Raw genomic sequence first — 24065 nt, forward strand, 5'->3', positions numbered from 1 at the left:
AACCCTTTCGTGTTGTCCTTAAGTACGCCCGTCCAATGGGGATGAGCGCAAAAATTAGCGCAGGAGGGGATCGAGTCCACCACGTGAATCAAGCGCATACAAGTCGTCACAGCCGCCAATGTGCTGCGCATCAATAAAAATCTGCGGAACCGTCGTTCTACCGCTGCGCTGAATCATCTCTTCGCGTTTCGCAGCATCGCCATCGATAGGCAACTCGTTGAACGTCACGCCCTTGCTGTTCAGCAGCGCTTTCGCACGCACGCAAAACGGGCAGGTCGCTTTGGTATAGATATCAATATTGGCCATGACTTCACTCCTGTTTTTACCCGTGAGGGTTTTACAACGCAGGCATTATTCTCCCGCTGGCGAATAGCCGCCATAAAGGAAACTGCGCTGCGCCATAAAGACGCGGGTAAATTATTTACCGCGTACCAGCGGAAGGTTCTCGCCGCTCCAGCCAGCGATGCCTTCCTTCAGTACGAAGACCTTTTCAAAACCGGCTTTGTTCAGCGCGCTGGCGGGTTCTTGCGCCTGCATACCTGAGCCGTCTACCACTATAATGGGTTGTGCTTTGTACTTTTCCAACTCGCCGACGTTATTTGCTTTGATATCGCTCGGCAGCAGGTTAACGGAACCCGCAATATGGCCTTTGCGGAAATCGTCACGCTGACGCAGGTCGACAACCACGGCATCTTCTTTGTTGATCAGGCGCGTCGCTTCACCACGGGTGATGACTTTAACTTTTGACATCAGCCCTTTAAACGTAGTGAACAGCACCGCCGCCAGCAGCGCGACCCACGCGATGCTCAGAACGGGGTGACGGCTGATGAATTGCATAATTTCTTGCATGGGGGGTTACAACTCCCGACTAAGTGATAAAAAAACCAGGGAAGGAGTATACCTGTGCATTGCGGCAAATACAGCCAGTGAGCGTGATGTAATGTATTTTCTGCGGTCCGTCACGAAAAAAATCCGCTCTTATCGTAGCAATGCGCTCGGGCCGCCCTCTTTCTTTGATCTTTTACGGTGATTTGATCGATTCAGCTGTAGTAAAATTACGCAAATTTTCTGTCTTTGAGCATGAGGTTGTCGCAATGTCGGTTTCTAAAAAACCTATGGTACTGGTGATCCTGGATGGCTACGGCTACCGTGAAGACCAGCAGGATAACGCTATTTACAGCGCTAAAACCCCCGTAATGGACGCACTGTGGGCGAAACGCCCGCATACCCTGATTGATGCCTCAGGCCTGGAAGTTGGTCTGCCGGATCGGCAAATGGGTAACTCCGAAGTGGGCCACGTCAACCTCGGCGCGGGCCGCATCGTGTATCAGGATCTGACCCGTCTGGACGTTGAAATCAAAGAACGTACCTTCTTCGCAAACCCGGTACTAACCGGCGCAGTCGATAAAGCCATTGCAGCGGGCAAAGCCGTGCATATTATGGGCCTGATGTCTCCGGGCGGCGTCCACAGCCACGAAGATCACATCATGGCAATGGTTGAGCTGGCAGCCGAGCGCGGCGCGGAAAAAATCTATCTGCACGCCTTCCTTGACGGCCGCGATACCCCGCCGCGCAGCGCTGAAAAGACGCTGGCGAAATTTGAAGAAAAATTTGCCGCGCTGGGTAAAGGCCGCGTTGCCTCCATCATTGGCCGCTACTACGCTATGGACCGCGACAACCGTTGGGATCGCGTTGAGCAGGCTTACGATCTGATGACCCTGGCAAAAGGCGAGTTCCAGGCCGATACCGCCGTTGCGGGCCTGCAGGCTGCCTATGCGCGCGATGAAAACGATGAATTCGTGAAAGCGACCGTTATCCGCGCTGCAGGCCAGGCCGATGCGGCTATGGAAGACGGCGACGCCCTGATTTTCATGAACTTCCGTGCCGACCGCGCACGCGAAATCACCCGCGCCTTCGTTAACGCCGATTTCGACGGTTTTGCCCGTAAGAAAGTGGTGAATCTCGATTTCGTTATGCTCACCGAATACGCCGCCGATATCAAAGTCGCCTGTGCTTACCCACCGGCTTCTCTGGTGAATACCTTCGGCGAATGGATGGCGAAAAAAGACAAAACCCAGCTGCGTATCTCCGAAACCGAAAAATACGCTCACGTGACCTTCTTCTTTAACGGCGGCGTTGAAGAACCGTTCAAAGGTGAAGAGCGCATTCTGATCAATTCGCCGAAAGTGGCGACCTACGATCTGCAGCCGGAAATGAGCTCCGCTGAGCTGACCGAAAAACTGGTTGCAGCCATCAAAGGCGGCCAGTTCGACACCATCATTTGTAACTACCCGAACGGCGATATGGTTGGCCACACCGGGGTGATGGAAGCCGCCGTTAAAGCGGTGGAAGCGCTGGATCACTGTATCGACCAGGTCAGCAAAGCCGTTGAATCCGTTGGCGGACAGCTGCTTATCACCGCAGACCACGGCAACGCCGAGCAGATGCGTGACCCGGCCACCGGTCAGGCGCATACCGCTCACACCAACCTGCCGGTTCCGCTGATTTATGTTGGCGATAAAAACGTCAAAGCGGTCAACGGCGGCAAACTTTCCGACATCGCGCCGACCATGCTGACGCTGATGGGAATGGAAATCCCGCAAGAGATGACTGGCAAGCCGCTGTTCATCGTGGAATAATCCTTCCCCATGAGGGGAAAGGCGACTTATTCAACTACATGGATCGCAACGGCAGTTCGATCCGTTCTTTACGCCAGCGCGCTTAGCGCTGGCGTATTGCTGTGCGCCGCATCTGCTCACGCCGACGAGCGCGACCAGCTAAAATCCATTCAGGCCGATATCGCCGCTAAGCAGCGGGCGATTAAGCAACAGCAGCAGCAGCGTGCCTCCCTGGTCGCTCAGCTTAAAGCGCAGGAGGAGGCTATTTCCGCCGCCGCGCGCAAGCTGCGTGAAACCCAAGAAACGTTGAATCAGCTGAATAAGCAGATCGATGAAATGAACGCAGCCCTTGCGAAGCTGGAGCGTCAGCGCGCCTCGCAGGAACGCAATCTTTCTGCACAGCTTGATGCCGCGTTTCGTCAGGGGCCGCATACCGGTATCCAGATGATCCTTAGCGGCGAAGAGGGGCAGCGTAACCAGCGCATGCAGGCCTACTTCGGCTATCTGAACCAGGCGCGTCAGGAAACCATTGCCGAGCTTAAGAAGACCCGCGAAGACGTAGCGGTGCAAAAAAGCATGCTGGAAGAGAAACAGAGCCAGCAGCAAACCCTGGTTTACGAACAGCGTGCCCAGCAGAGCAAGCTGGAACAGGCGCGTAACGAACGTAAAAAGACCCTCGCTGGCCTGGAATCCTCTATCCAGAAAGGTCAGCAGCAGCTCAGCGAAATGCGGGCTAACGAATCACGTCTGCGCGGTCGCATCGCCCAGGCGGCGGCGGCGGCCAAAGCGCGCGCCGATCGTGAAGCCAGAGAAGCTCAGGACGTGCGCGATCGCCAACAGGAAGCTTCACGTAAAGGCACCACCTACAAACCGACCGAAAGCGAACGCTCGCTGATGTCCCGAACCGGCGGACTAGGCTCACCTCGCGGCCAGGCATTCTGGCCGGTTCGCGGCTCAATTCTCCATCGCTATGGCGAACAGCTGCAAGGTGAACTACGTTGGAAGGGGATGGTTATCGCTGCGTCTGAAGGCACTGAGGTCAAAGCCGTTGCCGATGGTCGGGTTATTCTCGCCGACTGGCTGCAGGGCTATGGCCTGGTGGTGGTCGTTGAACACGGCAAAGGCGACATGAGTCTTTACGGCTATAACCAAAGCGCGCTGGTCAGCGTCGGCACTCAGGTCCGGGCGGGCCAGCCGATTGCTCTCGTAGGCAGCAGCGGCGGTCAAGGCCGTCCGTCGCTCTATTTCGAAATTCGCCGCCAGGGTCAGGCGGTCAATCCACAGCCGTGGTTGGGAAGATAAGTTTTGCTTCAATTTCGCAGAATTGCACTCGCGGTAACCAGTACGCTGGTTATGGCGTCGCCGGTTTTTGCCGGCAAACTCTCCATTGTTATTGACGACTTTGGCTATCGTCCTCAAACGGAAAACCAGGTGCTGGCGCTGCCAGCGACGATCTCCGTTGCCGTACTCCCTAATGCGCCCCACGCTCGAGAAATGGCGACTAAAGCGCATAATCTCGGCCACGAAGTGCTGATTCACCTGCCGATGGCGCCGCTGAGCAAGCAGCCGCTGGAAAAAGACACGCTCCGCCCGGATATGAACAGCAGCGAGATTGAGCGCATTATCCGCGAAGCCTACGGCAAGGTTCCGTACGCCGTGGGGCTGAATAACCATATGGGCAGCGCCATGACGTCGAATCTCTTCGGTATGCAGAAGGTGATGCAGGCACTTGAACGCTACAATCTTTACTTCCTTGATAGCGTCACGATTGGCAACACCCAGGCCATGCGCGCGGCGCAGGGCACCGGAGTGAAGGTGATTAAGCGCAAGGTGTTCCTTGACGATACCCAGAACGAAGCGGATATACGCTATCAGTTTAACCGCGCCATCGCTTTGGCACGGCGCAACGGCTCTGCGATTGCTATCGGGCACCCGCACCCGACAACGGTGCGCGTGCTGCAGCAGATGGTATATAGCCTGCCGCCGGATATCACGCTGGTACGCCCGAGCAGCCTGCTAAACGAGCCGCAGGTGGATACCTCAACGCCGAATAGTGCACCGCCGCCACAACAGCCGCCGCGCAACCCGTTCCGGGGCGTGAAGCTATGTAAACCGAAGCATCCGCCGCAGCCGGTTAATGCCAGCCGCTTCTTTACTATTCTGAGCGAAAGCATCAGCCAGAGCGCCCTGGTACAGTACTACCAGCTGAAGTGGCAGGGCTGGGATAAACCCACCAACTAAATCGTTCGTGAATCCGTGTGCTTATCCGCCGCGGATTTCGGCTTATCCTGATGGGCATACCAGGCTTTAAAATATTTAAGAAAGCTGTAAAAAGTCGCGTAAAGGCCGGTAACTACCCCAACCTTGCCCTTTCGCCACGCTCCGCTGAACAGATACCACTTAAAGAATGCGCCAATGGCGCTAATCACCCCTCGTCCGATTGATGGCCTGATCTTCTGATATTTCACCAGCCGTGTCGTGTAGCTATTGAGCTTACTGAACACTTCATGCAGGGAGTAGAAGGTATCGTGGCGCACGAAGCCCGGGAGCCTGGTGGAGTGCGTAAAACCGATAACCTGATCGTCTACAGGCCGATCGTTGAACCTGGCAGCGGAACGATTAAACAGGCGAACCGGGAAATCCGGCGATGATACCGGATAGATGGTTCGTACCTGTTCTCCCAGCACGAACCAGTAGCGCGGCAGACGCCATGCGCAGTCTGGAGCCGGCTCATCGCCCGCCTTCAAAGCCAGAATAGCTGCCACCACGTCATCATCAAGGATCTCATCGCTATCCATGCACAGAACCCAGTCGTGGCTGGCCAGGGAGGTGGCATAATTCATTTGTGCACCGTGAGCGGTATAGGGATGGTGATGTACCGTGAGAGCGAATTGTTGGCAAATCTGCAGCGTGGCATCCGTGCTGCCTGAGTCGATGACGATAAATTCATCGGCTACCTTCATCAATGGGGGTAATACCTCCCGTAATAAGCGGGATGAATTACAGGTCAATAAGCATACAGATAGTTTAATCATAGTCTTAACAGGGTTAAATCATGGTTAACCCGACTGTATAAACGAAAAGCTGAAAAAGCGATTTAGAAAATGTGCGGAGTGGATTAAGGATCGCAAAAATGTAGGATAACTCTCAAAAAAGCGCCCGCAGGCGCTTTTTAAATGCCAGCCAGGATGGAATTAATCCCAGCTCAGGATGACTTTCCCGGACTGGCCGGAGCGCATAGCGTCAAAGCCCTGCTGGAAGTCATCAATGCCAAAGCGATGCGTGATAATCGGCGACAAATCGAGACCGGACTGGATGAGCGCGGCCATCTTGTACCAGGTTTCAAACATTTCGCGGCCATAAATCCCTTTGATAAACAGCCCTTTGAAAATGACTTTGGTCCAGTCGATCGACATATCCGACGGCGGAATACCAAGCATAGCGATGCGCCCACCGTGGTTCATGGTATCCAGCATAGTGCGGAAGGCTGGCGGCGCGCCGGACATCTCCAGCCCCACGTCGAAACCTTCAGTCATGCCCAGCTCAGCCATCACATCGTTAAGGTTCTCTTGCGAAACGTTTACCGCCCGGGTGACGCCCATTTTACGCGCCAGCTCCAGACGATATTCATTAACGTCGGTGATCACGACGTTACGCGCGCCGACGTGCTTCGCCACCGCGGCTGCCATCACGCCGATTGGACCCGCGCCGGAAACCAGCACGTCCTCGCCGACGAGATCGAAAGAGAGCGCGGTATGCACTGCGTTGCCAAACGGGTCGAAAATCGACGCCAGATCGTCAGAGATATTGTCCGGGATTTTAAAAGCGTTAAATGCCGGGATCACCAGATACTCGGCAAAGCAGCCTGGACGGTTGACGCCAACGCCCGTCGTATTGCGGCACAGGTGCGTACGCCCGGCACGGCAATTACGACAGTGGCCGCAGGTAATATGCCCTTCGCCGGAAACGCGGTCGCCAAGCTTAAAACCGCGCACTTCCTGACCGATACCCACGACTTCGCCGACGTATTCATGACCTACCACCATCGGAACCGGAATAGTCTTTTGCGACCACTCGTCCCAGTTATAGATATGCACATCGGTACCGCAAATCGCGGTCTTGCGGATTTTAATCAGCAAATCATTGTGGCCGACTTCCGGTTCCGGTACATCGGTCATCCAGATGCCTTCTTCCGCCTTCAGTTTGGATAACGCTTTCATCTCACACCCTCAGGCAATCACGCCCAGTTGTTTACCGATGCGGGTAAAGGCTTCCACCGCACGTTCAATTTGTTCAGGGGTATGCGCCGCAGACATCTGGGTACGGATACGCGCCTGGCCTTTTGGTACCACCGGATAGAAGAATCCGGTGACGTAAATACCCTCTTTTTGCAGCTCGCTGGCAAACTTCTGCGCCACGGTGGCCTCGCCGAGCATCACCGGGATAATGGCGTGATCGGCGCCCGCCAGTGTGAATCCTGCGGCGGACATTTTTTCGCGGAACAGGCGCGCGTTAGACCACAGGCGGTCGCGCAGCTCGCTGCCGGCTTCCACCATCTCCAGAACTTTGATGGAGGCGGCGACAATTGCCGGCGCCAGCGAGTTGGAGAACAAATATGGGCGCGAGCGCTGACGCAGCCACTCGACAACTTCTTTACGTGCTGCCGTATAGCCGCCGGACGCGCCGCCCAGCGCTTTACCAAGCGTACCGGTGATAATATCGACGCGGCCCATCACGTCGCAGTATTCATGGGAACCGCGACCGTTTTCGCCGACAAAACCAACGGCGTGTGAGTCGTCAACCATCACCAGCGCATCATATTTATCCGCGAGATCGCAGACGCCTTTCAGGTTGGCAATCACGCCATCCATTGAGAACACGCCGTCGGTGGCGATCAGCACATGACGCGCGCCGGCTTCGCGGGCCTCTTTCAGGCGAGCTTCGAGCTCCTGCATGTCGTTGTTGGCATAGCGGAAACGCTTCGCTTTACACAGGCGCACGCCATCGATGATAGAAGCGTGGTTCAGAGCATCGGAGATAATCGCGTCTTCCGCACCAAGCAGGGTTTCAAACAGGCCGCCGTTGGCATCAAAGCAGGAAGAGTACAGAATCGCATCTTCCATACCGAGAAAATCGGCCAGTTTCTTCTCAAGCGCCTTATGGCTGTCCTGAGTACCGCAGATAAAGCGCACGGAGGCCATGCCGAAACCGTGGCTATCCATCCCGCTTTTCGCTGCGGCAATCAGCTCCGGGTGGTTCGCGAGGCCCAGATAGTTATTGGCGCAGAAGTTAATTACCTGGCTACCGCCGACGGTGATATCCGCCTGCTGAGCCGAAGTGATAATACGTTCTTCTTTGAACAACCCTTCCGCACGCGCGGTATTAAGGTCATTGGTTAACTGTTTGTAAAAATCACCACGCATTACAACTCTCCAGATTCGGCAAAATTTGGCACATATTACCCTAAATAATTCGAGTTGCAGGAAGGCGGTGACGCAGCGAATCCCCAGGAGCTTACTCTGGTAAGTGACTGGGGTGAGCGAGGAAAACCAACGTACCTGTAACTTGATGTATGACGGGTATATTACCTAAAGATATACGCTGATACGAGATGATGCATTACTGCATGAATTATTTGCAGCATAAATCACGAGCTACATCCCCCTTATCGGCGAATGGCTGAAGCCTCGTCGATGTGGTGATATGATAGGAGTATTCATGTCCGGATTGTCTCTGGACTCCCAACTTCAAAGGCTACAGTTATGATCATCGTTACCGGCGGCGCAGGCTTTATCGGCAGCAATATCGTTAAGGCGCTGAATGACCAGGGCATTACCGACATTCTGGTCGTTGACAACCTGAAAGACGGCACCAAATTCGTTAATCTTGTGGACCTGAACATTGCCGACTACATGGATAAAGAAGATTTTCTGATCCAGATAATGGCGGGCGAAGAGTTCGGCGATATCGACGCTATTTTCCATGAAGGCGCCTGCTCTTCCACCACCGAGTGGGACGGCAAGTACATGATGGACAACAACTATCAGTATTCAAAAGAGGTTCTGCACTACTGCCTGGAGCGCGAAATTCCGTTCCTGTACGCCTCTTCTGCGGCGACCTACGGCGGACGCACCAGCGATTTTATCGAATCCCGCGAATACGAGCAGCCGCTCAACGTTTATGGCTACTCCAAGTTTCTGTTTGATGAATATGTCCGCCAGATCCTGCCGGAAGCGAATTCGCAGATCGTCGGCTTCCGCTATTTTAACGTCTACGGGCCGCGCGAAGGCCATAAAGGCAGCATGGCCAGCGTTGCTTTCCATCTCAATACCCAGCTGAACAACGGCGAAAGCCCGAAACTGTTTGAAGGCAGCGATGGCTTTAAGCGTGACTTCGTCTACGTCGGCGATGTGGCGGCAGTGAACCTGTGGTTCTGGGAAAACGGCGTTTCCGGCATCTTTAACCTCGGCACCGGCCGCGCGGAGTCTTTCCAGGCCGTTGCAGACGCGACGCTGGCTTATCATAAGAAAGGCAGCATCGAATACATTCCGTTCCCGGACAAGCTGAAAGGCCGCTATCAGGCGTTTACCCAGGCGGATCTCACTAACCTGCGCGCTGCGGGCTACGACAAACCGTTCAAGACCGTCGCCGAAGGCGTAACGGAATATATGGCCTGGCTCAACCGCGACAATCATGCGAATTCATAAAATCATTCGGGCGGTATTAAGGCGGCAACTGAGTGAATCTTCAGGAACATAGGATAACTATGTGACTGAAGTGAACGAAGGCAGCCAACGCAGAGACAGCTTGAAGGATGAAATGAATGAAGATACTGGTGGTGGGCCCATCATGGGTGGGCGACATGATGATGTCGCAAAGTCTCTATCGTACGCTCAGGGCGCGCTATCCCCAGGCGATAATTGACGTGATGGCGCCCGCGTGGTGCCGTCCGCTGCTGTCGCGCATGCCGGAAGTTAACGAAGCGATTGCCATGCCGCTCGGCCACGGCGCGCTGGAACTCGGCGAACGACGTAAGCTCGGACACAGCCTGCGCGAGCGTCGCTACGATCGCGCTTACGTGCTGCCGAACTCGTTTAAATCGGCCCTGGTACCGTTCTTCGCGGGGATACCGCATCGTACCGGCTGGCTCGGCGAGATGCGTTACGGGCTGCTGAACGATGCCCGCAAGCTCGATAAAGACGCCTGGCCGCTGATGGTCGAACGCTACGTTGGTCTGGCGTACGACAAAGGGGTGATGCGCTGCGCTAAAGACCTGCCGCAGCCTCTGCTCTGGCCGCAGCTGCAGGTTCATGAAGGCGAAAAATCTCAGGCCTGTAGCGCATTTAATATCTCAGCCGATCGCCCGATCGTCGGCTTCTGCCCCGGCGCAGAGTTTGGCCCGGCTAAGCGCTGGCCGCACTATCACTACGCCGAGCTGGCGAAGCAGCTTATTGACGACGGTTATCAGATAGTCCTCTTCGGTTCCGCCAAGGATAATGAAGCGGGCAAAGAGATCGTTGCTACGCTGAATACCGAACAGCAGGCGTGGTGCCGCAATCTTGCCGGGGAAACCCAGCTTGAACAGGCCGTTATTCTGATTGCCGCCTGTAAAGCAGTCGTCAGCAACGACTCCGGCCTGATGCACGTCGCCGCGGCGCTGGACCGCCCGCTGGTCGCGCTCTACGGCCCAAGCAGCCCGGACTTCACTCCGCCGCTGTCGCATAAAGCGCGGGTTATTCGCCTGATTAGCGGTTACCACAAAGTACGTAAAGGCGATGCCGCCGAAGGCTATCATCAGAGCCTGATTGATATTACCCCACAGCGAGTACTCGAAGAGCTGAACGCGCTGTTGACGGAAAAAACGGAAACAGAGGAAGCCTGACTGTGCGGGTCCTGATCGTAAAAACTTCGTCCATGGGCGACGTATTGCATACTCTACCCGCGCTGACCGACGCCGCGCAGGCCTTTCCCAACATTCGTTTCGACTGGGTCGTTGAGGAGGGTTTCGCCCAGATCCCTTCCTGGCATGAAGCCGTTGACCGGGTCATCCCGGTAGCGATCCGCCGTTGGCGCAAAGCGTGGTTTTCCGCGCCGATTAAAGCCGAGCGCAAAATATTTCGCCAGGCTATCCAGGCGGAAAAGTACGATGCCATCATTGATGCTCAGGGGCTGGTGAAAAGCGCCGCGCTGGTAACAAGACTGGCCCACGGCGTTAAGCACGGCATGGACTGGCAAACCGCCCGCGAACCGCTGGCCAGCCTGTTCTACAATCGCCGCCATCATATCGCTAAACAGCAGCACGCCGTTGAGCGCACCCGCGAACTGTTCGCTAAAAGCCTTGGCTACGCCAAGCCGGAAACCCAGGGCGACTACGCTATCGCCCGTCATTTTTTGCGCCAGAATGACACGCCCGCCGAGCCATATCTGGTATTCCTGCATGCCACCACCCGTGATGACAAACACTGGCCGGAAGCGAACTGGCGGGAGCTTATCGACCTGCTGGCCAACAGCGGCGTACGCATTAAACTGCCGTGGGGTGCGCCGCATGAAGAGGCGCGAGCCAAACGGCTGGCGGAAGGGCACGATTTTGTCGACGTCCTGGCGCGTATGAGTCTGGAGCAGGTTGCTCAGGTGCTGGCTGGCGCGCGCGGGGTGGTTTCCGTCGACACGGGGTTGAGCCACTTAACCGCCGCGCTCGATAAACCCAACTTCACGCTCTACGGCCCGACCGATCCGGGGCTGATTGGCGGCTACGGTAAAAATCAGCACGTCGTGCGTCCGGAAAGTGGCAACAGCACGGGGGATATTTCTGCTCAGCATGTATGCAACCTGCTGGAAACATCCCATCTTACGGACCTGAGTTCTTTTCGCGAGAGTCCAGAAACAAAATGAAAGCTCATCACCAGAAAAAATTTGCGACATTACGGGCCTGGAACAGAAAACGGAATTATTTTTTTAAAGCGCTACGAATGACCCTTGCTCGTTGGACATGGGACCATCGAGTTAAAAAAGAGTTTGCATTAAAGAAAGATGCAAAAATCCTGCTTTTACGTGATGACGGGAAAATTGGAGATATGATCGTCTCCACTTCGCTGATACGAGAAATGTATAACAATGGTTATACCGTTGATATATTAGCGACGGCGAACAATATCATCGCTATTAAGCACAACCCTTACATCCACAAAATTCACCTTTACGATCGGCACGGCAATGCGCCAAGCCTGGCCAACGAGAGTTACGATCTTGTTATCGATATGGGCGATAAAATATCGCCTGCCAGCCTGCGGTTTTTACTGAAAATTAACACCCGGAATGTTATTGGTTTTAATAAAGAAAAGTATAATGTTTATAATAAATCGATAACTTTCTCTGGCTTTCAGCAGCATATTACTAATCGTTATGCATTATTAATGTCTGAGCTGGGCTTTACGCATATTGATACTTCATACGACCTTTTTTATCCTGAAGAGATTGATGTCGAGGTTGCCGACTTTTTGCAAGGCCTGCCTGAAGCTAAAAACATAGTCATCAATCCTTTTGCTGCCGATAGCAAACGTGAGCTATCACTCCATCAACTTCAACAGCTTTGCCAGGAAATAATAAAGCGCCTTCCTGGTTATAATATAATTATCCTTGATCCAAACAATAAAATTACTACCGAACTTCCTCCCGGAGTATATAAAAACCCGTACAGTTCATTGTTTAGCGCAATGTCACTTGTCAAACATGCCGATCTTGTCATCACACCAGATACCTCTATCGTGCATATCGCAGCAGCGTACCGTAAGCCTCTGATTGCTCTTTATGGCAATGACATGCACGGTAAATTTCAGAATAACCTGACCTGGGGTCCTGGCTATCCGGAAGCAGTGCAAATCTTGACGCGCGATAAGTATCATCCTATCTCCACTATAGAGGTGGAGGAAATTATCGATGTGGCTCAACGCATCATTAGAAAGTAATTTTCAATGGGGAGCCTCGCTCCCCATCTTTACTTATTAGATACAGGTAACGAGGCTGAAATAATAACTGATATTAAAAATAGCATCACCGTTTGAGAATTTATTAATACTGAATCAGTTAACCCACAAACAAAAAGCACAAATAATGGCAATAACACCGAAGTCATGATTCGGTGACGAATTGCCACAATAGCAAAAGCGATATAAATAAAAGCTAAGGAAATAACACCTATTATACCCTGCAGCGTTAACGTTTCAAGAAAGTCATTATGCATATTATATTTGACGTTATTATATCCCTCCGTATTCCCCGGATGATTTTCTTTAATAAACGCCTGTGCATACGCTGTTCTTTCCTGCGGAGTGCTAAACCCGTAGTGTTTATCAATGTATGTTAATCCACTATCCCAAATTGCCACTCTGGCGCCTAAAGAGGTGGAGCTATCGGTTTTGTAGTTCTGGATATTATGGATACCATCTATCCAGCGGTTTCCGGTTAAAGAAATAACTACGATAATTAGTCCAACAAAGCCACCCACAAAAAACTTATTGCGAACACAGGAGCGTAAGCTTTTATTATATAAACAATATATGGTTGTCACGCCAATAAAAGCCAGAATCGAGACTCTGGTGTCACATAACATCAAAAGTGCAAATGTGATTACCGCTGCAAAAATATCGACAATAAGATTCTTGCTACGTACAGCGTCCTTTGACAACGTCAGATAGGTAGTGTACATAAATAAAACCATATATGATGAGCTACTTGCAGCATCCGCGGTTAACTTTATCCTCTCATGCGTCACGTAGTAGAACTCATACATGCCATACACTAAGGAAATAACTAAACCAGCAAGAACAATAATTCTTCCTGACGCGATAACTTTATCAGTTAAATGTTTTGAGAAAACTATCGCTACGCTTAAAATAAATGCCGATAGTAAAAACCGTTTACCACCGAGATCGTAATTCCTTAAATTATTGAGGTCGAACTCACTGAACTGTGAAGTATCCGTTTTCGCATACAAAAACCAACCATACCGAACCAGCCCGATAATAAACAATGCCATCAAAAATGGTAAGGCTGGCCTCAGTGTACTTAACAGCTGCCTATTTTTAATAAGCGCGTACGCAATAAAAATAACAGATATATAGCCAGAAAAATAAAATAATTTTTGCGCCAGGCCATTAGTGTATAGCTCTATCGACATAGCTATAAGAAGTAAAAAGAAAAATGCTCCAACACCCTTTTCTGGCGTTAGCGAGCGAGATATAGCGCTTTTTATCTTAGACATTTTTATTTTTCCAAAAAGTCTTTGAACCTTGACATATAGGCATCCTCATAAAAATCACAGATGCTATTTTTTATAACATCATGCTCAGGAAGACGTTCTCCAGAACCGATAGCAGTGAGATTATTTACCAGTTCGCCTACATTTCCCGGCTCATATAAATATCCATTTACACCATTTACAATGATATCAGACGGACCGCTGACACAATTTGAAGATATGCAATAAATCCCCCGGGATATTGCCTCTAATAACACTAAAGGTAGCCCCTCCTGAGTAGAGGTCAGCACTAAACAAGAGGCTTCCCGGATATTATCTTCAATATACTGCCAGGCATTTTCATGCCAGCCGTGCCAGGTGATATTCTGCTGCAATCCCAAAGTCTCAACGTAACTCTTGCATTGCGGCAGATCTTCGCCATCGCCAACAATATCAAGCGACCAGGGGATTTCAAGCCGACTGAGCGCGTCGAAAAGTTCTTTAAGGTTCTTCTGGCCAGCAAAATGAACTCGTCCTACATAGAGCAATTTCAACGCCTGTGGTCGCGTGATAACCGCTGTGCTTTTTTTCACTGGGTTGAAAACCACGTCAATTGACTCTGGCGTAGCCCCCAGCGTTAAAAACTGCTCGGCAATATCCCGGCTAATAGCAAAATGATGCTCGGCAAGTAAAAGGTATTGTGGACGATACCGATCTCGTGGCGGTAAATGCATCCAGGTTGATAATTTTGCCTTTACTGCAGATAGTGTCATTGCGCGGCGGGTTATCAAACAGGGAATAGTATTCAGGACAATGATTCGATCGGGGCGATTCGTCAGCATAAAAAATGCCAGCTGCAAAATATGAAACAATCTTGATATTTTATGATTACCCGTCACCCTCCGGCTTTGTCCCCAGACAATGCCTTCACGCCATGCTGCGGAAGCATAACGACCACCATCATTCAGAATAAAAAGCCCCGCTGAATACTGCGGCGCAGAATTTAACTGTAAAATAAGCTGCCGGGTAACATTTTCCATGCCCCCTCTACCGCTAAGCATGTCAACAACGAACAGGATTTTTTGCTTTTTAGACATAGGTTTTTTCTGATTGTTGTGACTTTGTTAGTTTAAATATTTTATCATAAATATCGGAAATACGCTTAAACCTAACATAAACTCCTTCTGTCAGGTTTAAGATGATAGCTATAATTTTATTACCCTGATAAGAATCAAAGTCCATTATAATAAGAACGCTAAGTTCACATAAAAATGAACCGCTTATCTCTTTTTAATATTATAGTAATCCGCCAGCGTCATTCCTTTCACCTGTGGAGCCAGCCAGCTGAAAAAGGCCTCCAGATCGGCATATAAGCGCTCAATATCCTGCTCATTTTTAAAGGTAGGGCTGCCGCCGGGCATGTACTCAGAAGAGTGGAGCATATATTCGACGTAGTCATTACCCTGAGTCAACGTCTGCTCCACGACTTTCTTCATCGTCTCAACGTTGCCGCCCATCGGACGCAGCCAGTGAACGGACGGCGAGCGCACTTTTCCCCGCAGACGGTCGTAACCCTGTTTCAGACCGTTCATCCACGCGGAATGCTTGTACTGAATGCTCATCGGCACTTCCAGAAGTGGGGAATGCCCTTCGCGGCTGATATCATTTTCATCAATGAAATAGGCATGCTGCGGGAAGCGGCGATAATCGGTGCCGCCGTCGCCCTGCGGCGCGCCCTTGGCCGTTTTCCAGTTGACCCGAGGGGTAACCGAGCAGTCGACCAGATAGCCATACTCCACCAGCAGACGCGCGTAGCGCTCATCGAACGCCCAGCGCCCGGCCCGGTGGCTGACCATTTTGGTCTGGAAGGTATCCTCCAGCAAACGGGTCATATAGTCGACTTTGTTACGCATCGCCGCATCGCTATATTCGATCAGATACGGTTTATGCCGCCAGTCATCGTCCGTCAGCGGGTCGGTTGGCGGGCTGTTCCAGGCATGCAGATGCATACCAACTTCCGCCGTTCCCCGGGCAATCACGTCTTTAGCGAATTCGATATAGACCGGGTCGATGGCCATTTCATAGTTGGTCAAATAAACCGGTTTGAAGCCATACTTTTCGCAAAGCTGCTGAAAACGCGGTAAATAGCGCGCATTCTCGGTGGTGATGCTGTCATGTTTTTGCCAGAGGTTATCGCCCTCTGTATCAATCGTGATGAGAAATGCGGGTTTGTGCACGAAAACGTCCTCAGGCCATACGTATCGGGTCATGGTAGAGCAAGACAACGCTTCTCTCAATCTATCTGATCCCCTAGAATCGGAACCCGGATCCTGAATGAAGAACAGAGTATGACGCCTGAAAACCGCACTTCCGGCCGCGTGAACCCGGCGCGAATCCTGGTCATCAAGCTTCGTCATCATGGCGACATGTTGTTGATAACCCCGCTTATTTATGCGCTAAAGCAGCAATATCCCGCCGCCATTGTGGATGTGCTGCTTTATGAAGAAACCCGGGATATGCTCGCAGCAAATACTGATATCAGCCATATTTACGGCATTGACCGACGCTGGAAAAAACAGGGAACAGGTCATCAGCTTAAAATGGAGTGGCAGTTGATTCGTACGCTCCGCCAGCAGCGCTATGATATGGTGCTTAACCTTGCTGACCAGTGGCCCAGCGCGATCATCACTAAGTTAACCGGCGCGGCCACCCGTATCGGCTTTGATTTTCCGAAACGTCGTCACCCGGCGTGGCGTTTTTGCCATACCGCTCTCGCCTCAACGCAGCAGCATCATTATCTACACACCGTGCAGCAGAATCTGTCGATTCTGGCGCCGTTAGGGCTGGATATTAACGACGCGCCGGCGAAAATGGGCTACAGCGAACAGGACTGGCTCGCCAGCCGTGCGCTGCTGCCGGAAGGATTTCAGGACAACTATATCGTCATTCAGCCGACCTCCCGCTGGTTCTTTAAATGCTGGCGCGAAGAGCGGATGAGCGCCCTGATTAACGCTCTCTCCGCAGCGGGCTATCCGGTCATACTAACCTCCGGCCCTGACGCCAAAGAGAAGCAGATGATAGACACTATTATGGCGGGCTGCCCCAATGCTCGCCTGCACTCCCTCTCCGGGCAGCTCACTCTGCGCCAGCTGGCATCCGTCATCGATCATGCCCGTCTGTTTATCGGCGTCGACTCGGTGCCAATGCACATGGCCGCTGCGCTGGGTACGCCGCTGGTTGCGCTTTTCGGCCCCTCGAAGCTCACCTTCTGGCGTCCCTGGCAGGCGCAAGGCGAGGTTATCTGGGCAGGGGATTTCGGCTCGATTCCCGACCCTGATGATATCGATACCGGCACGGACGAACGTTATCTCGATTTAATTCCCACCGACGCGGTTATCGCGGCGGCGAAAAAGGTACTGGCATGAGTAAATTCAGGCTGGCTCTGGTACGCCAGAAGTATCGCCCGGACGGCGGCGCGGAACGCTTTGTCTCCCGAGCGCTGGAGGCCCTCGACGACAGCGACCTTGAACTGAACGTCATCACCCGCGAGTGGCAGGGCCCGGTGAAGCCCGAGTGGAACATCCATATCTGTAATCCGCGCAAGTGGGGGCGGATCAGCCGCGAGCGAGGATTTGCCAATGCCGCCCGCCAGCTGTGGCAGCGCGAATCATTTGACCTGGTGCAAAGCCATGAGCGTATCCCCGGCTGCGACCTGTACCGCGCCGGAGACGGCGTGCATCGTCGCTGGCTACAGCAGCGCTCGCGCATTTTGCCCGGCTGGAAAAGCCGCCTGCTGTTTGCCGACCGCTACCATCGCTATGTGATGCAGGCTGAACGCGAAATGTACCAGGACTCGCACCTGCGCGGCGTCATTTGTAACGCGGAGATGATTAAACGCGAGATCGTTGAAGACTTCGGCCTGCCGGCGGAAAAAATTCACGTTATCTACAACGCTATCGATAACCAGCGCTTTCTGCCGCCAACGGAAGACGCTTTTGTTGCGCTACGCAGCAAATGGAATCTGCCGCTGCAGGCGACCTGCCTGATCTACGTCGGCTCCGGCTTTGAGCGTAAGGGGCTGGATGCGGCAATCCGCGCCATCGCACCGACTAACCGCTATCTGCTGGTGGTAGGTAAAGATAAAGAGCAGGGTCGATACCAGCAGCTGGCGAAAACGCTGAACTGCGAGGATCGGGTGCGCTTTTTCGGCATGCAGTCGGAAACCCTGCCGTTTTATCAGATGGCCGACGGCCTGCTGCTGCCGACGCTGTACGATCCGTTCCCCAACGTCATTCTTGAGGCGATGGCCTGCGGCCTGCCGGTCATTACCACCACCGGCTGCGGCGGCGCGGAGTTTATCGTTCAGGGCAGTAACGGCTACGTTTGCGACACGCTGGATATCCCCGCCCTGCAGGAATCAGTCAACGCCCTGCCCGCCCGGGCGTTAGGCTCGGCGGAAGGCGAACGCGCCCGTGAGCGGATCATGACCTGCACCAGCGAACGCCTCTCGACGCAGCTGCTCTCCCTTTATCAGGATTTGGTGAAATAACGATGCGCATACTGTTTGTTATCGACGGCCTGCCCGGCGGCGGCGCGGAAAAAGTGGTGCTGACGCTGGCGGAACAGTTTCTTAAAGAAGGCGAGCAGGTGTCGCTTTTTTCCCTGCGCGACGTCTGCGATTACCCGCTACCGGAAGGGCTGGATTATCAGGTTATCGCCGACCGCTGTCGCAAACCGTGGCGCAAGCTGACCGAGCTATCCCGGCGCGCGCGCCAGCTTGATGCAGCTATCAATCAAGCGGAGCAGCAGGGCCGTTTCGATCTGGTGCTCTCGAATCTGCATAAAACTGACCGCATTGTCTCCCGCTGCCGCCTGCTGAACGGGCGTAACGTCTGGTTCTGCCTGCACGGCGTGTTCTCCACCTCTTATCTCGGCCATCGCACCGGTTTTGACCGCTGGATGAAGCAGCAGAAGATCAAGCGCGTTTACCAGGGACGCAACGTCGTGACCGTCTCCGATGCGGTCGGCAGAGACCTGGTTGAACAGTTTGCGATTCGCCCGGCCCAGCTAAAAACCATCTATAACCCGTTTGATATCGCTGCCCTGCGCGCCGCGGCTGAAGAGCCCAGCGAGCGCCCCGACGGCGACTATATTATCCACGTGGGCCGCTTTCATCCCGGTAAACGCCATGACCGCCTGATTGAGGCTTACGCGCAAAGCGGCATCGAGGCGCCGCTGGTGCTGCTGGGACAGGGAAAACCGGAACAAGAGCAGCGCCTGCGCCAGCTGGCGCAGCAGCTACAGGTTGGCGATCGCGTGCTGTTTAAAGGCTTCCAGAAAAACCCGCTGCCGTGGATTAAAGGCGCGCGGATGCTGGTCCTGAGCTCCGATAGCGAAGGTTTTGGCAACGTGGTGGTGGAGGCGTTGCTGCTGGATACGCCGGTGGCCAGCACCCGCTGCCCCGGCGGCGTGACCGAGATTCTGACCGGTGAGCTGTCGCGCGGCCTGGCGGACCTGAACAGCCCGGCGCTGGCTCAGACGATGCAAAGCATTTACCATAGCCCGCCTGCTATTGATGCATCGGCGCTGGAAAAGTTCAGCGTCGCGTCGATTTGTCAGCAGTATCGTCAGTTGCGCAGCGCCTGACGCCGTTATTCAACCAGGATCGAATGATTTATGAGTCAAACGCCTTTACTAAGCATCGTAGCCGCCGTCTATAACGGCGAAAAATTCCTTGCGCAGTTCTTCGAATGCCTTGAGCAACAGCAGCTGGAAAGCTATGAACTGATCCTGGTGAACGACGGGTCGACGGACGGCAGCCTGGCCATCATCGACCAGTGGAAAGACCGCCTGCAAAACGTGCTCGTGCTGGAGCAGGAAAACCAGGGCGTGTCGGTGGCGCGCAATACCGGTCTTGCCGTGGCTACGGGTAAATACCTGACTTTCCCGGACATCGACGACAAGCTTTATCCCGGTATGTACCGCACTCTTCTGGAAATGGCGGAAAAAGGCAACCTTGACGTCGCTACCTGCAACGGCCGCTACGTCTACGAGACGAAAAAAGATATCCATCCTATTTTTCCGCTCGATCGGCTGCAGTCGACCGGCGTATTGCCCGGCCACGTCTGGTTAAAAAAGGCGCTGGATTCTCGTAAGTTCCTGCATGTCACCTGGCTGAATATTTACCGCCGCGAGTTTATCGCCGGTCACCAGTTCCATTTCGAGCCTGGCCTGCGTCATCAGGATATTCCGTGGACCACGGAAGTGCTGCTGGCGGCAGAACGCGTGCAGTACACCAGCGAGCAGTTCTACGATTACTACATCCATTCGGAATCGGTGTCGCATAAGCCGGACAACGACGATACGCTGATGCGCTCGGCGCGCCACTATATGAAGATTCTCGAGATGCTGGAGGCCATCAACCAGCGCTATCCGGATAAGGTTCGCGATATTTCCGCCTGCCGCTGGCAAATAGCCAAAGAGGGGCTCGGAATTATTCATACTTTCGATAGCATGAAAGATGAGTCAAAAAAGCATATTATTATTAAAGAGTTCTTTGACCGCGGTATCTGGAGTCTGATCTGGAAAAACGCCCGTACATTCCGCCTACGCTGGCGTCTTGGACGCCGCTATCTGCGCATCAAGCGCTATCGCGACGCGGCTTAATACTGAATCCCGTAGTTTCCGCCAAAGAGATAGCTTTACGCGGGTTAAATGCTTAGAATTTGCCCGCAAAAACATAAATACGGATAAATCGCTTGGAATTGCTTTATACCGCTCTACTTTACCTTATTCAGCCGCTGGTGTGGCTGCGGCTGCTTTTACGCAGTCGTAAGGCCCCTGCCTATCGCAAACGCTGGGCGGAACGTTATGGCTTCTGTCAGAACAAGGTAGAACCAGATGGTATTCTGCTGCATTCCGTTTCCGTAGGCGAAACCCTGGCGGCTATCCCGCTGGTACGCGCGTTACGCCACCGTTACCCTTATCTGCCGATCACCGTCACTACCATGACGCCAACCGGCTCTGAACGCGCAATGTCCGCTTTCGGCAAAGACGTGCATCACGTCTACCTGCCTTACGATCTCCCCGGCGCGATGAATCGCTTCTTCAATACCGTCCAGCCAAAGCTGGTTATCGTGATGGAAACCGAACTGTGGCCGAATATGGTCGCTACGCTGCATAAGCGTAAAATCCCGCTGGTTATCGCCAACGCCCGCCTGTCCGAACGCTCGGCGAAAGGTTATGCCAAACTGGGTAAATTTATGAGTCGGCTGCTGAGCCGCATTACGCTTATCGCCGCGCAGAATGAAGAAGACGCCAACCGCTTTATCGCTCTCGGTCTGAAACGTAATCAGCTGGCGGTGACCGGTAGCCTGAAGTTTGATATCTCAGTGACGCCTGAACTGGCCGCTCGCGCCATCACCCTGCGCCGCCAGTGGGCGCCGCACCGCCAGGTATGGATTGCCACCAGCACCCACGACGGCGAGGAACAAATTATTCTTCAGGCGCATAAAAAGCTGCTTGAGCGTTTCCCCAATCTGCTGCTGATCCTTGTCCCTCGCCATCCGGAACGCTTCGGCGACGCCCGCGAGATGGTGCAGAAAGCGGGAATGAGCTACACCCTGCGCAGCACCGGCGAAATCCCTTCGAGCAGCACCCAGGTGGTAATTGGCGATACCATGGGTGAGCTGATGCTGCTGTACGGCATTGCCGATCTCGCGTTTGTCGGCGGTAGCCTGGTGGAGCGCGGCGGCCATAATCCGCTCGAACCCGCAGCTCACGCTATTCCGGTGCTGATGGGACCACACACTTTCAACTTCAAAGATATCTGCGCCAAGCTGCAGCAGGACGATGGGCTCATTACCGTGACCGACGCCGCCTCGCTGGTGACGCAGGTATCCAACCTGCTGACCGATGAAGATTACCGTCTGTGGTACGGTCGTCACGCGGTGGAAGTTCTGCACCAAAACCAGGGCGCGCTCTCCCGCCTGCTACAGTTACTGCAACCTTATCTGCCGCAGCGGAGCCACTAATGTCGCCTCGACTCTCGGTCGTGATGATCGCCAAAAACGCGGCGGATCTGCTGCCTGATTGTCTGGCGTCGGTCAGCTGGGCAGATGAGATAGTGCTGCTGGATTCCGGCAGCAGCGACAATACCGTTGAATTAGCCCGTAGCCTGGGCGTTCAGGTATATATCAATCATGACTGGCAGGGCTACGGCATTCAGCGCCAGCGCGCCCAGGACTATGCCACCGGTGATTACGTGCTGATGATCGACACCGATGAGCGCGTTACTCCGGAGCTTGAACAGTCCATCCGTCGCGTGTTGGCCGCACCGAAAACCGGAGCAATATACAGCATCGCCCGGCGTAACTATTTTCTCGGCCGCTTTATGCGCCACAGCGGCTGGTATCCTGACCGCGTGATGCGCCTGTACGAACGCGACCGTTACCGCTATAACGATAATCTGGTTCACGAATCTCTCAACAGTAAAGATGCGCAGGTTATCGAGCTGTCGGGCGATCTGCTGCATCTGACCTGTCGTGACTTCTCCGGCTTTCAGCAAAAGCAGCTGGCCTACGCCGCCGCCTGGGCGCTTGAGCGCCATCAGAGAGGTAAAAAGACCTCGCTGGTCGCTATCTTCGGCCATACGCTGGGAGCCTTCGTGAAAACGCTGCTGCTGCGCGGCGGCGTTCTGGATGGAAAACAAGGCTGGCTGTTGGCGGTAGTCAACGCGCAATACACGTTTAATAAATACACCGAGCTGTGGGCTCTGGGCCGCGGCTACTCGGAGAAAGTGTAATTATGAGCACAAAAGCGATCTATCCGGGCACCTTCGATCCAATCACTAACGGCCATATTGATATCGTCACCCGTGCGGCCAGCATGTTTGATAAGGTGCTGCTGGCTATCGCCGCCAGTCCGAGCAAAAAACCGATGTTTACTCTCGACGAACGCATCGCGCTGGCCACCCAGGCAACGGCGCATCTGGTCAACGTTGAGGTTATCGGCTTTAGCGATTTAATGGCCAATTTTGCCCGCGCGCAGCAGGCGAATATTTTAATTCGCGGCCTGCGGGCGGTAGCGGATTTTGAATATGAGATGCAGCTGGCGCACATGAACCGTCACCTGATGCCAACCCTGGAGAGCGTGTTTCTGATGCCGTGCAAAGAGTGGTCGTTTATCTCCTCTTCGCTGGTAAAAGAGGTGGCGCGCCATCAGGGCGATGTTTCCCACTTTTTGCCGGCGAACGTACACCAGGCGCTGCTGAAGAAGCTGTAGAGAACGACCCCGGGTCGCGGCGTAAACGCCTTACCCGGGCTACCAGTCCGCAGACAACGGGAAACCTGTAGCCCGACTAAGCGCAGCGCGAGCCGGGATCAAGGTAACCACCGCCCACTACTTCTGGCACTGGCGGCAATAAAACGTCGCCCGCTGGGCGTGTTTACTGCCAATAACCGGCGTCCCGCAAATGCGGCACGGTTCGCCCTTACGACCATAAACCTGTAGCTCCTGGGCAAAATAGCCCGGTTTACCGTCACTTTGCAGGAAATCTTTCAGCGTCGTCCCTCCCTGTTCAATTGAACGCAGCAGTACCAGCTTGATGACCTTCACCAGCTGTTCGCACTCCTCTCGCGATAAAGAAGACGCCAGCCGATCGGGATGGATACCCGCCGAGAACAGCGATTCGCTGGCGTAGATATTGCCAACGCCAACCACCAGCTTGTTATCCATCAGCCAGGGCTTAATCGCGGTTTTCTTCTTCGCGCACCGCTGCTGGAGATAATCGGCGTTGAACTCATCGCTCAGCGGCTCCGGCCCCAGATGCGCCAGCACCGGATGGCCTTCCAGCTCTTTAGTCCACAGCCAGGCGCCAAAACGACGCGGATCGGTATAACGCAGAACCTTACCGTTACTCATCACGAGGTCTACGTGATCGTGCTTCTCTGCGGGCAGCTCTTCACTCAGGATCCGCAGGCTTCCCGACATCCCAAGGTGGACGATAATCCAGCCGTCCGGCAGCTCCAGCAGCAGATATTTCGCGCGGCGACGCACGCTAAGAACCGGTACGTCGCTGAGGCGGTAGATCTCTTCGGAAACCGGCCAGCGCAAACGTCCGTTGCGCACAACAGCATGCAGGATGGTGGCACCAACCAGATGCGGCTCAATACCGCGACGGCTGGTTTCAACTTCTGGTAATTCAGGCATAT

Annotated in this window: 23 protein-coding genes; 14 read left to right on the forward strand and 9 right to left on the reverse strand. The window is 53.7% G+C overall.

Features of this window, described 5'->3' with window-relative positions; all coding sequences use genetic code 11:
• Positions 1–54: 54 nt before the first annotated feature.
• The gene (gene grxC / locus GJ746_RS24480) at positions 55–306 is read right to left on the reverse strand and encodes a glutaredoxin 3 (protein WP_004106850.1); all 252 of its coding nucleotides are present in this window, start codon (positions 304–306) and stop codon (positions 55–57) included.
• 111 nt (positions 307–417) lie between these two features.
• On the reverse strand, positions 418–849 hold the full coding sequence (locus GJ746_RS24485) for a rhodanese-like domain-containing protein (RefSeq protein WP_154682489.1): 432 nt from the start codon (positions 847–849) through the stop codon (positions 418–420).
• 245 nt (positions 850–1094) lie between these two features.
• Here GJ746_RS24485 and gpmM point away from each other — a divergent pair, with 245 nt between their 5' ends.
• From gpmM to GJ746_RS24500, 3 genes are read left to right on the forward strand one after another with little or no spacing between them, the layout of a single operon-like run.
• The gene (gpmM, locus tag GJ746_RS24490) at positions 1095–2639 is read left to right on the forward strand and encodes a 2,3-bisphosphoglycerate-independent phosphoglycerate mutase (protein ID WP_154682490.1); all 1545 of its coding nucleotides are present in this window, start codon (positions 1095–1097) and stop codon (positions 2637–2639) included.
• Positions 2640–2648: 9 nt separating this feature from the next.
• Positions 2649–3920, forward strand: a complete 1272-nt coding sequence (envC, locus tag GJ746_RS24495) for a murein hydrolase activator EnvC (RefSeq protein ID WP_154682491.1) — start codon at positions 2649–2651, stop codon at positions 3918–3920.
• Positions 3921–3923: 3 nt separating this feature from the next.
• Positions 3924–4859: a divergent polysaccharide deacetylase family protein gene (locus GJ746_RS24500; RefSeq protein ID WP_195908775.1), complete on the forward strand. Its 936-nt coding sequence runs from the start codon at positions 3924–3926 to the stop codon at positions 4857–4859.
• Here GJ746_RS24500 and GJ746_RS24505 read toward each other — a convergent pair.
• The 3 genes from GJ746_RS24505 to kbl all read right to left on the reverse strand — a co-directional run bounded on the left by GJ746_RS24505 (position 4856) and on the right by kbl (position 8041).
• Entirely contained in the window at positions 4856–5653 is a 798-nt protein-coding gene (locus tag GJ746_RS24505) for a glycosyltransferase family 2 protein (RefSeq protein WP_154682492.1), read from the reverse strand. The two genes, GJ746_RS24500 and GJ746_RS24505, sit on opposite strands and share 4 nt — an antisense overlap.
• 159 nt (positions 5654–5812) lie before the next feature.
• Positions 5813–6838: an L-threonine 3-dehydrogenase gene (tdh, locus tag GJ746_RS24510; protein WP_154682493.1), complete on the reverse strand. Its 1026-nt coding sequence runs from the start codon at positions 6836–6838 to the stop codon at positions 5813–5815.
• 9 nt (positions 6839–6847) lie between these two features.
• Complete coding sequence (gene kbl / locus GJ746_RS24515; RefSeq protein ID WP_154682494.1) at positions 6848–8041, reverse strand: glycine C-acetyltransferase; 1194 nt, start codon at positions 8039–8041, stop codon at positions 6848–6850.
• 339 nt (positions 8042–8380) lie between these two features.
• Here kbl and rfaD point away from each other — a divergent pair, with 339 nt between their 5' ends.
• The 4 genes from rfaD to GJ746_RS24535 all read left to right on the forward strand — a co-directional run bounded on the left by rfaD (position 8381) and on the right by GJ746_RS24535 (position 12583).
• Positions 8381–9325 (forward strand): ADP-glyceromanno-heptose 6-epimerase, encoded by a 945-nt coding sequence (gene rfaD / locus GJ746_RS24520; RefSeq protein ID WP_154682495.1) that lies wholly within the window; start codon positions 8381–8383, stop codon positions 9323–9325.
• 116 nt (positions 9326–9441) lie between these two features.
• Positions 9442–10500, forward strand: a complete 1059-nt coding sequence (rfaF, locus tag GJ746_RS24525) for an ADP-heptose--LPS heptosyltransferase RfaF (protein WP_154682496.1) — start codon at positions 9442–9444, stop codon at positions 10498–10500.
• Positions 10501–10502: 2 nt separating this feature from the next.
• The gene (gene rfaC / locus GJ746_RS24530) at positions 10503–11510 is read left to right on the forward strand and encodes a lipopolysaccharide heptosyltransferase RfaC (RefSeq protein ID WP_154682497.1); all 1008 of its coding nucleotides are present in this window, start codon (positions 10503–10505) and stop codon (positions 11508–11510) included.
• Positions 11507–12583, forward strand: coding sequence for a glycosyltransferase family 9 protein (locus tag GJ746_RS24535; protein ID WP_195908776.1), 1077 nt, complete (start codon positions 11507–11509; stop codon positions 12581–12583). Before rfaC ends, GJ746_RS24535 begins: the two co-directional genes overlap by 4 nt.
• Positions 12584–12612: 29 nt before the next feature.
• On the opposite strand, the gene GJ746_RS24540 is transcribed toward GJ746_RS24535, so the two are convergent.
• The 3 genes from GJ746_RS24540 to GJ746_RS24550 all read right to left on the reverse strand — a co-directional run bounded on the left by GJ746_RS24540 (position 12613) and on the right by GJ746_RS24550 (position 16091).
• Positions 12613–13878 (reverse strand): O-antigen ligase family protein, encoded by a 1266-nt coding sequence (locus tag GJ746_RS24540; protein ID WP_154682499.1) that lies wholly within the window; start codon positions 13876–13878, stop codon positions 12613–12615.
• 2 nt (positions 13879–13880) lie between these two features.
• Positions 13881–14951 carry a glycosyltransferase gene (locus tag GJ746_RS24545; protein ID WP_154682500.1) on the reverse strand — a complete coding sequence of 357 codons (1071 nt, stop codon included), beginning with the start codon at positions 14949–14951 and terminating at the stop codon, positions 13881–13883.
• 183 nt (positions 14952–15134) lie between these two features.
• The gene (locus GJ746_RS24550; RefSeq protein ID WP_154682501.1) at positions 15135–16091 is read right to left on the reverse strand and encodes a polysaccharide deacetylase family protein; all 957 of its coding nucleotides are present in this window, start codon (positions 16089–16091) and stop codon (positions 15135–15137) included.
• Between the two features lie 111 nt (positions 16092–16202).
• On the opposite strand from GJ746_RS24550, the gene rfaQ reads away from it, so the two are divergent.
• The 7 genes from rfaQ to coaD all read left to right on the forward strand — a co-directional run bounded on the left by rfaQ (position 16203) and on the right by coaD (position 23136).
• Positions 16203–17279 carry a putative lipopolysaccharide heptosyltransferase III gene (gene rfaQ / locus GJ746_RS24555; protein ID WP_154682502.1) on the forward strand — a complete coding sequence of 359 codons (1077 nt, stop codon included), beginning with the start codon at positions 16203–16205 and terminating at the stop codon, positions 17277–17279.
• Positions 17276–18403 (forward strand): glycosyltransferase family 4 protein, encoded by a 1128-nt coding sequence (locus GJ746_RS24560; RefSeq protein WP_154682503.1) that lies wholly within the window; start codon positions 17276–17278, stop codon positions 18401–18403. The genes rfaQ and GJ746_RS24560 overlap by 4 nt, the downstream gene beginning before the upstream one ends.
• Positions 18404–18405: 2 nt before the next feature.
• Positions 18406–19500, forward strand: coding sequence for a glycosyltransferase (locus GJ746_RS24565; RefSeq protein WP_154682504.1), 1095 nt, complete (start codon positions 18406–18408; stop codon positions 19498–19500).
• Between the two features lie 30 nt (positions 19501–19530).
• Positions 19531–20520, forward strand: coding sequence for a glycosyltransferase (locus tag GJ746_RS24570; protein WP_154682505.1), 990 nt, complete (start codon positions 19531–19533; stop codon positions 20518–20520).
• A gap of 92 nt (positions 20521–20612) precedes the next feature.
• The gene (gene waaA, locus GJ746_RS24575) at positions 20613–21887 is read left to right on the forward strand and encodes a lipid IV(A) 3-deoxy-D-manno-octulosonic acid transferase (RefSeq protein WP_154682506.1); all 1275 of its coding nucleotides are present in this window, start codon (positions 20613–20615) and stop codon (positions 21885–21887) included.
• Positions 21887–22657: a glycosyltransferase family 2 protein gene (locus GJ746_RS24580; RefSeq protein WP_108704436.1), complete on the forward strand. Its 771-nt coding sequence runs from the start codon at positions 21887–21889 to the stop codon at positions 22655–22657. Before waaA ends, GJ746_RS24580 begins: the two co-directional genes overlap by 1 nt.
• 2 nt (positions 22658–22659) lie before the next feature.
• A complete protein-coding gene (gene coaD / locus GJ746_RS24585; protein WP_004106901.1) occupies positions 22660–23136 on the forward strand; it encodes a pantetheine-phosphate adenylyltransferase in 477 nt (158 codons plus the stop codon).
• Positions 23137–23253: 117 nt separating this feature from the next.
• On the opposite strand, the gene mutM is transcribed toward coaD, so the two are convergent.
• Positions 23254–24063, reverse strand: a complete 810-nt coding sequence (mutM, locus tag GJ746_RS24590) for a bifunctional DNA-formamidopyrimidine glycosylase/DNA-(apurinic or apyrimidinic site) lyase (RefSeq protein WP_154682507.1) — start codon at positions 24061–24063, stop codon at positions 23254–23256.
• Positions 24064–24065: the final 2 nt, after the last annotated feature.

The organism is Klebsiella oxytoca (assembly GCF_009707385.1).
Classification (GTDB): Bacteria; Pseudomonadota; Gammaproteobacteria; order Enterobacterales; family Enterobacteriaceae; genus Klebsiella; species Klebsiella oxytoca_C.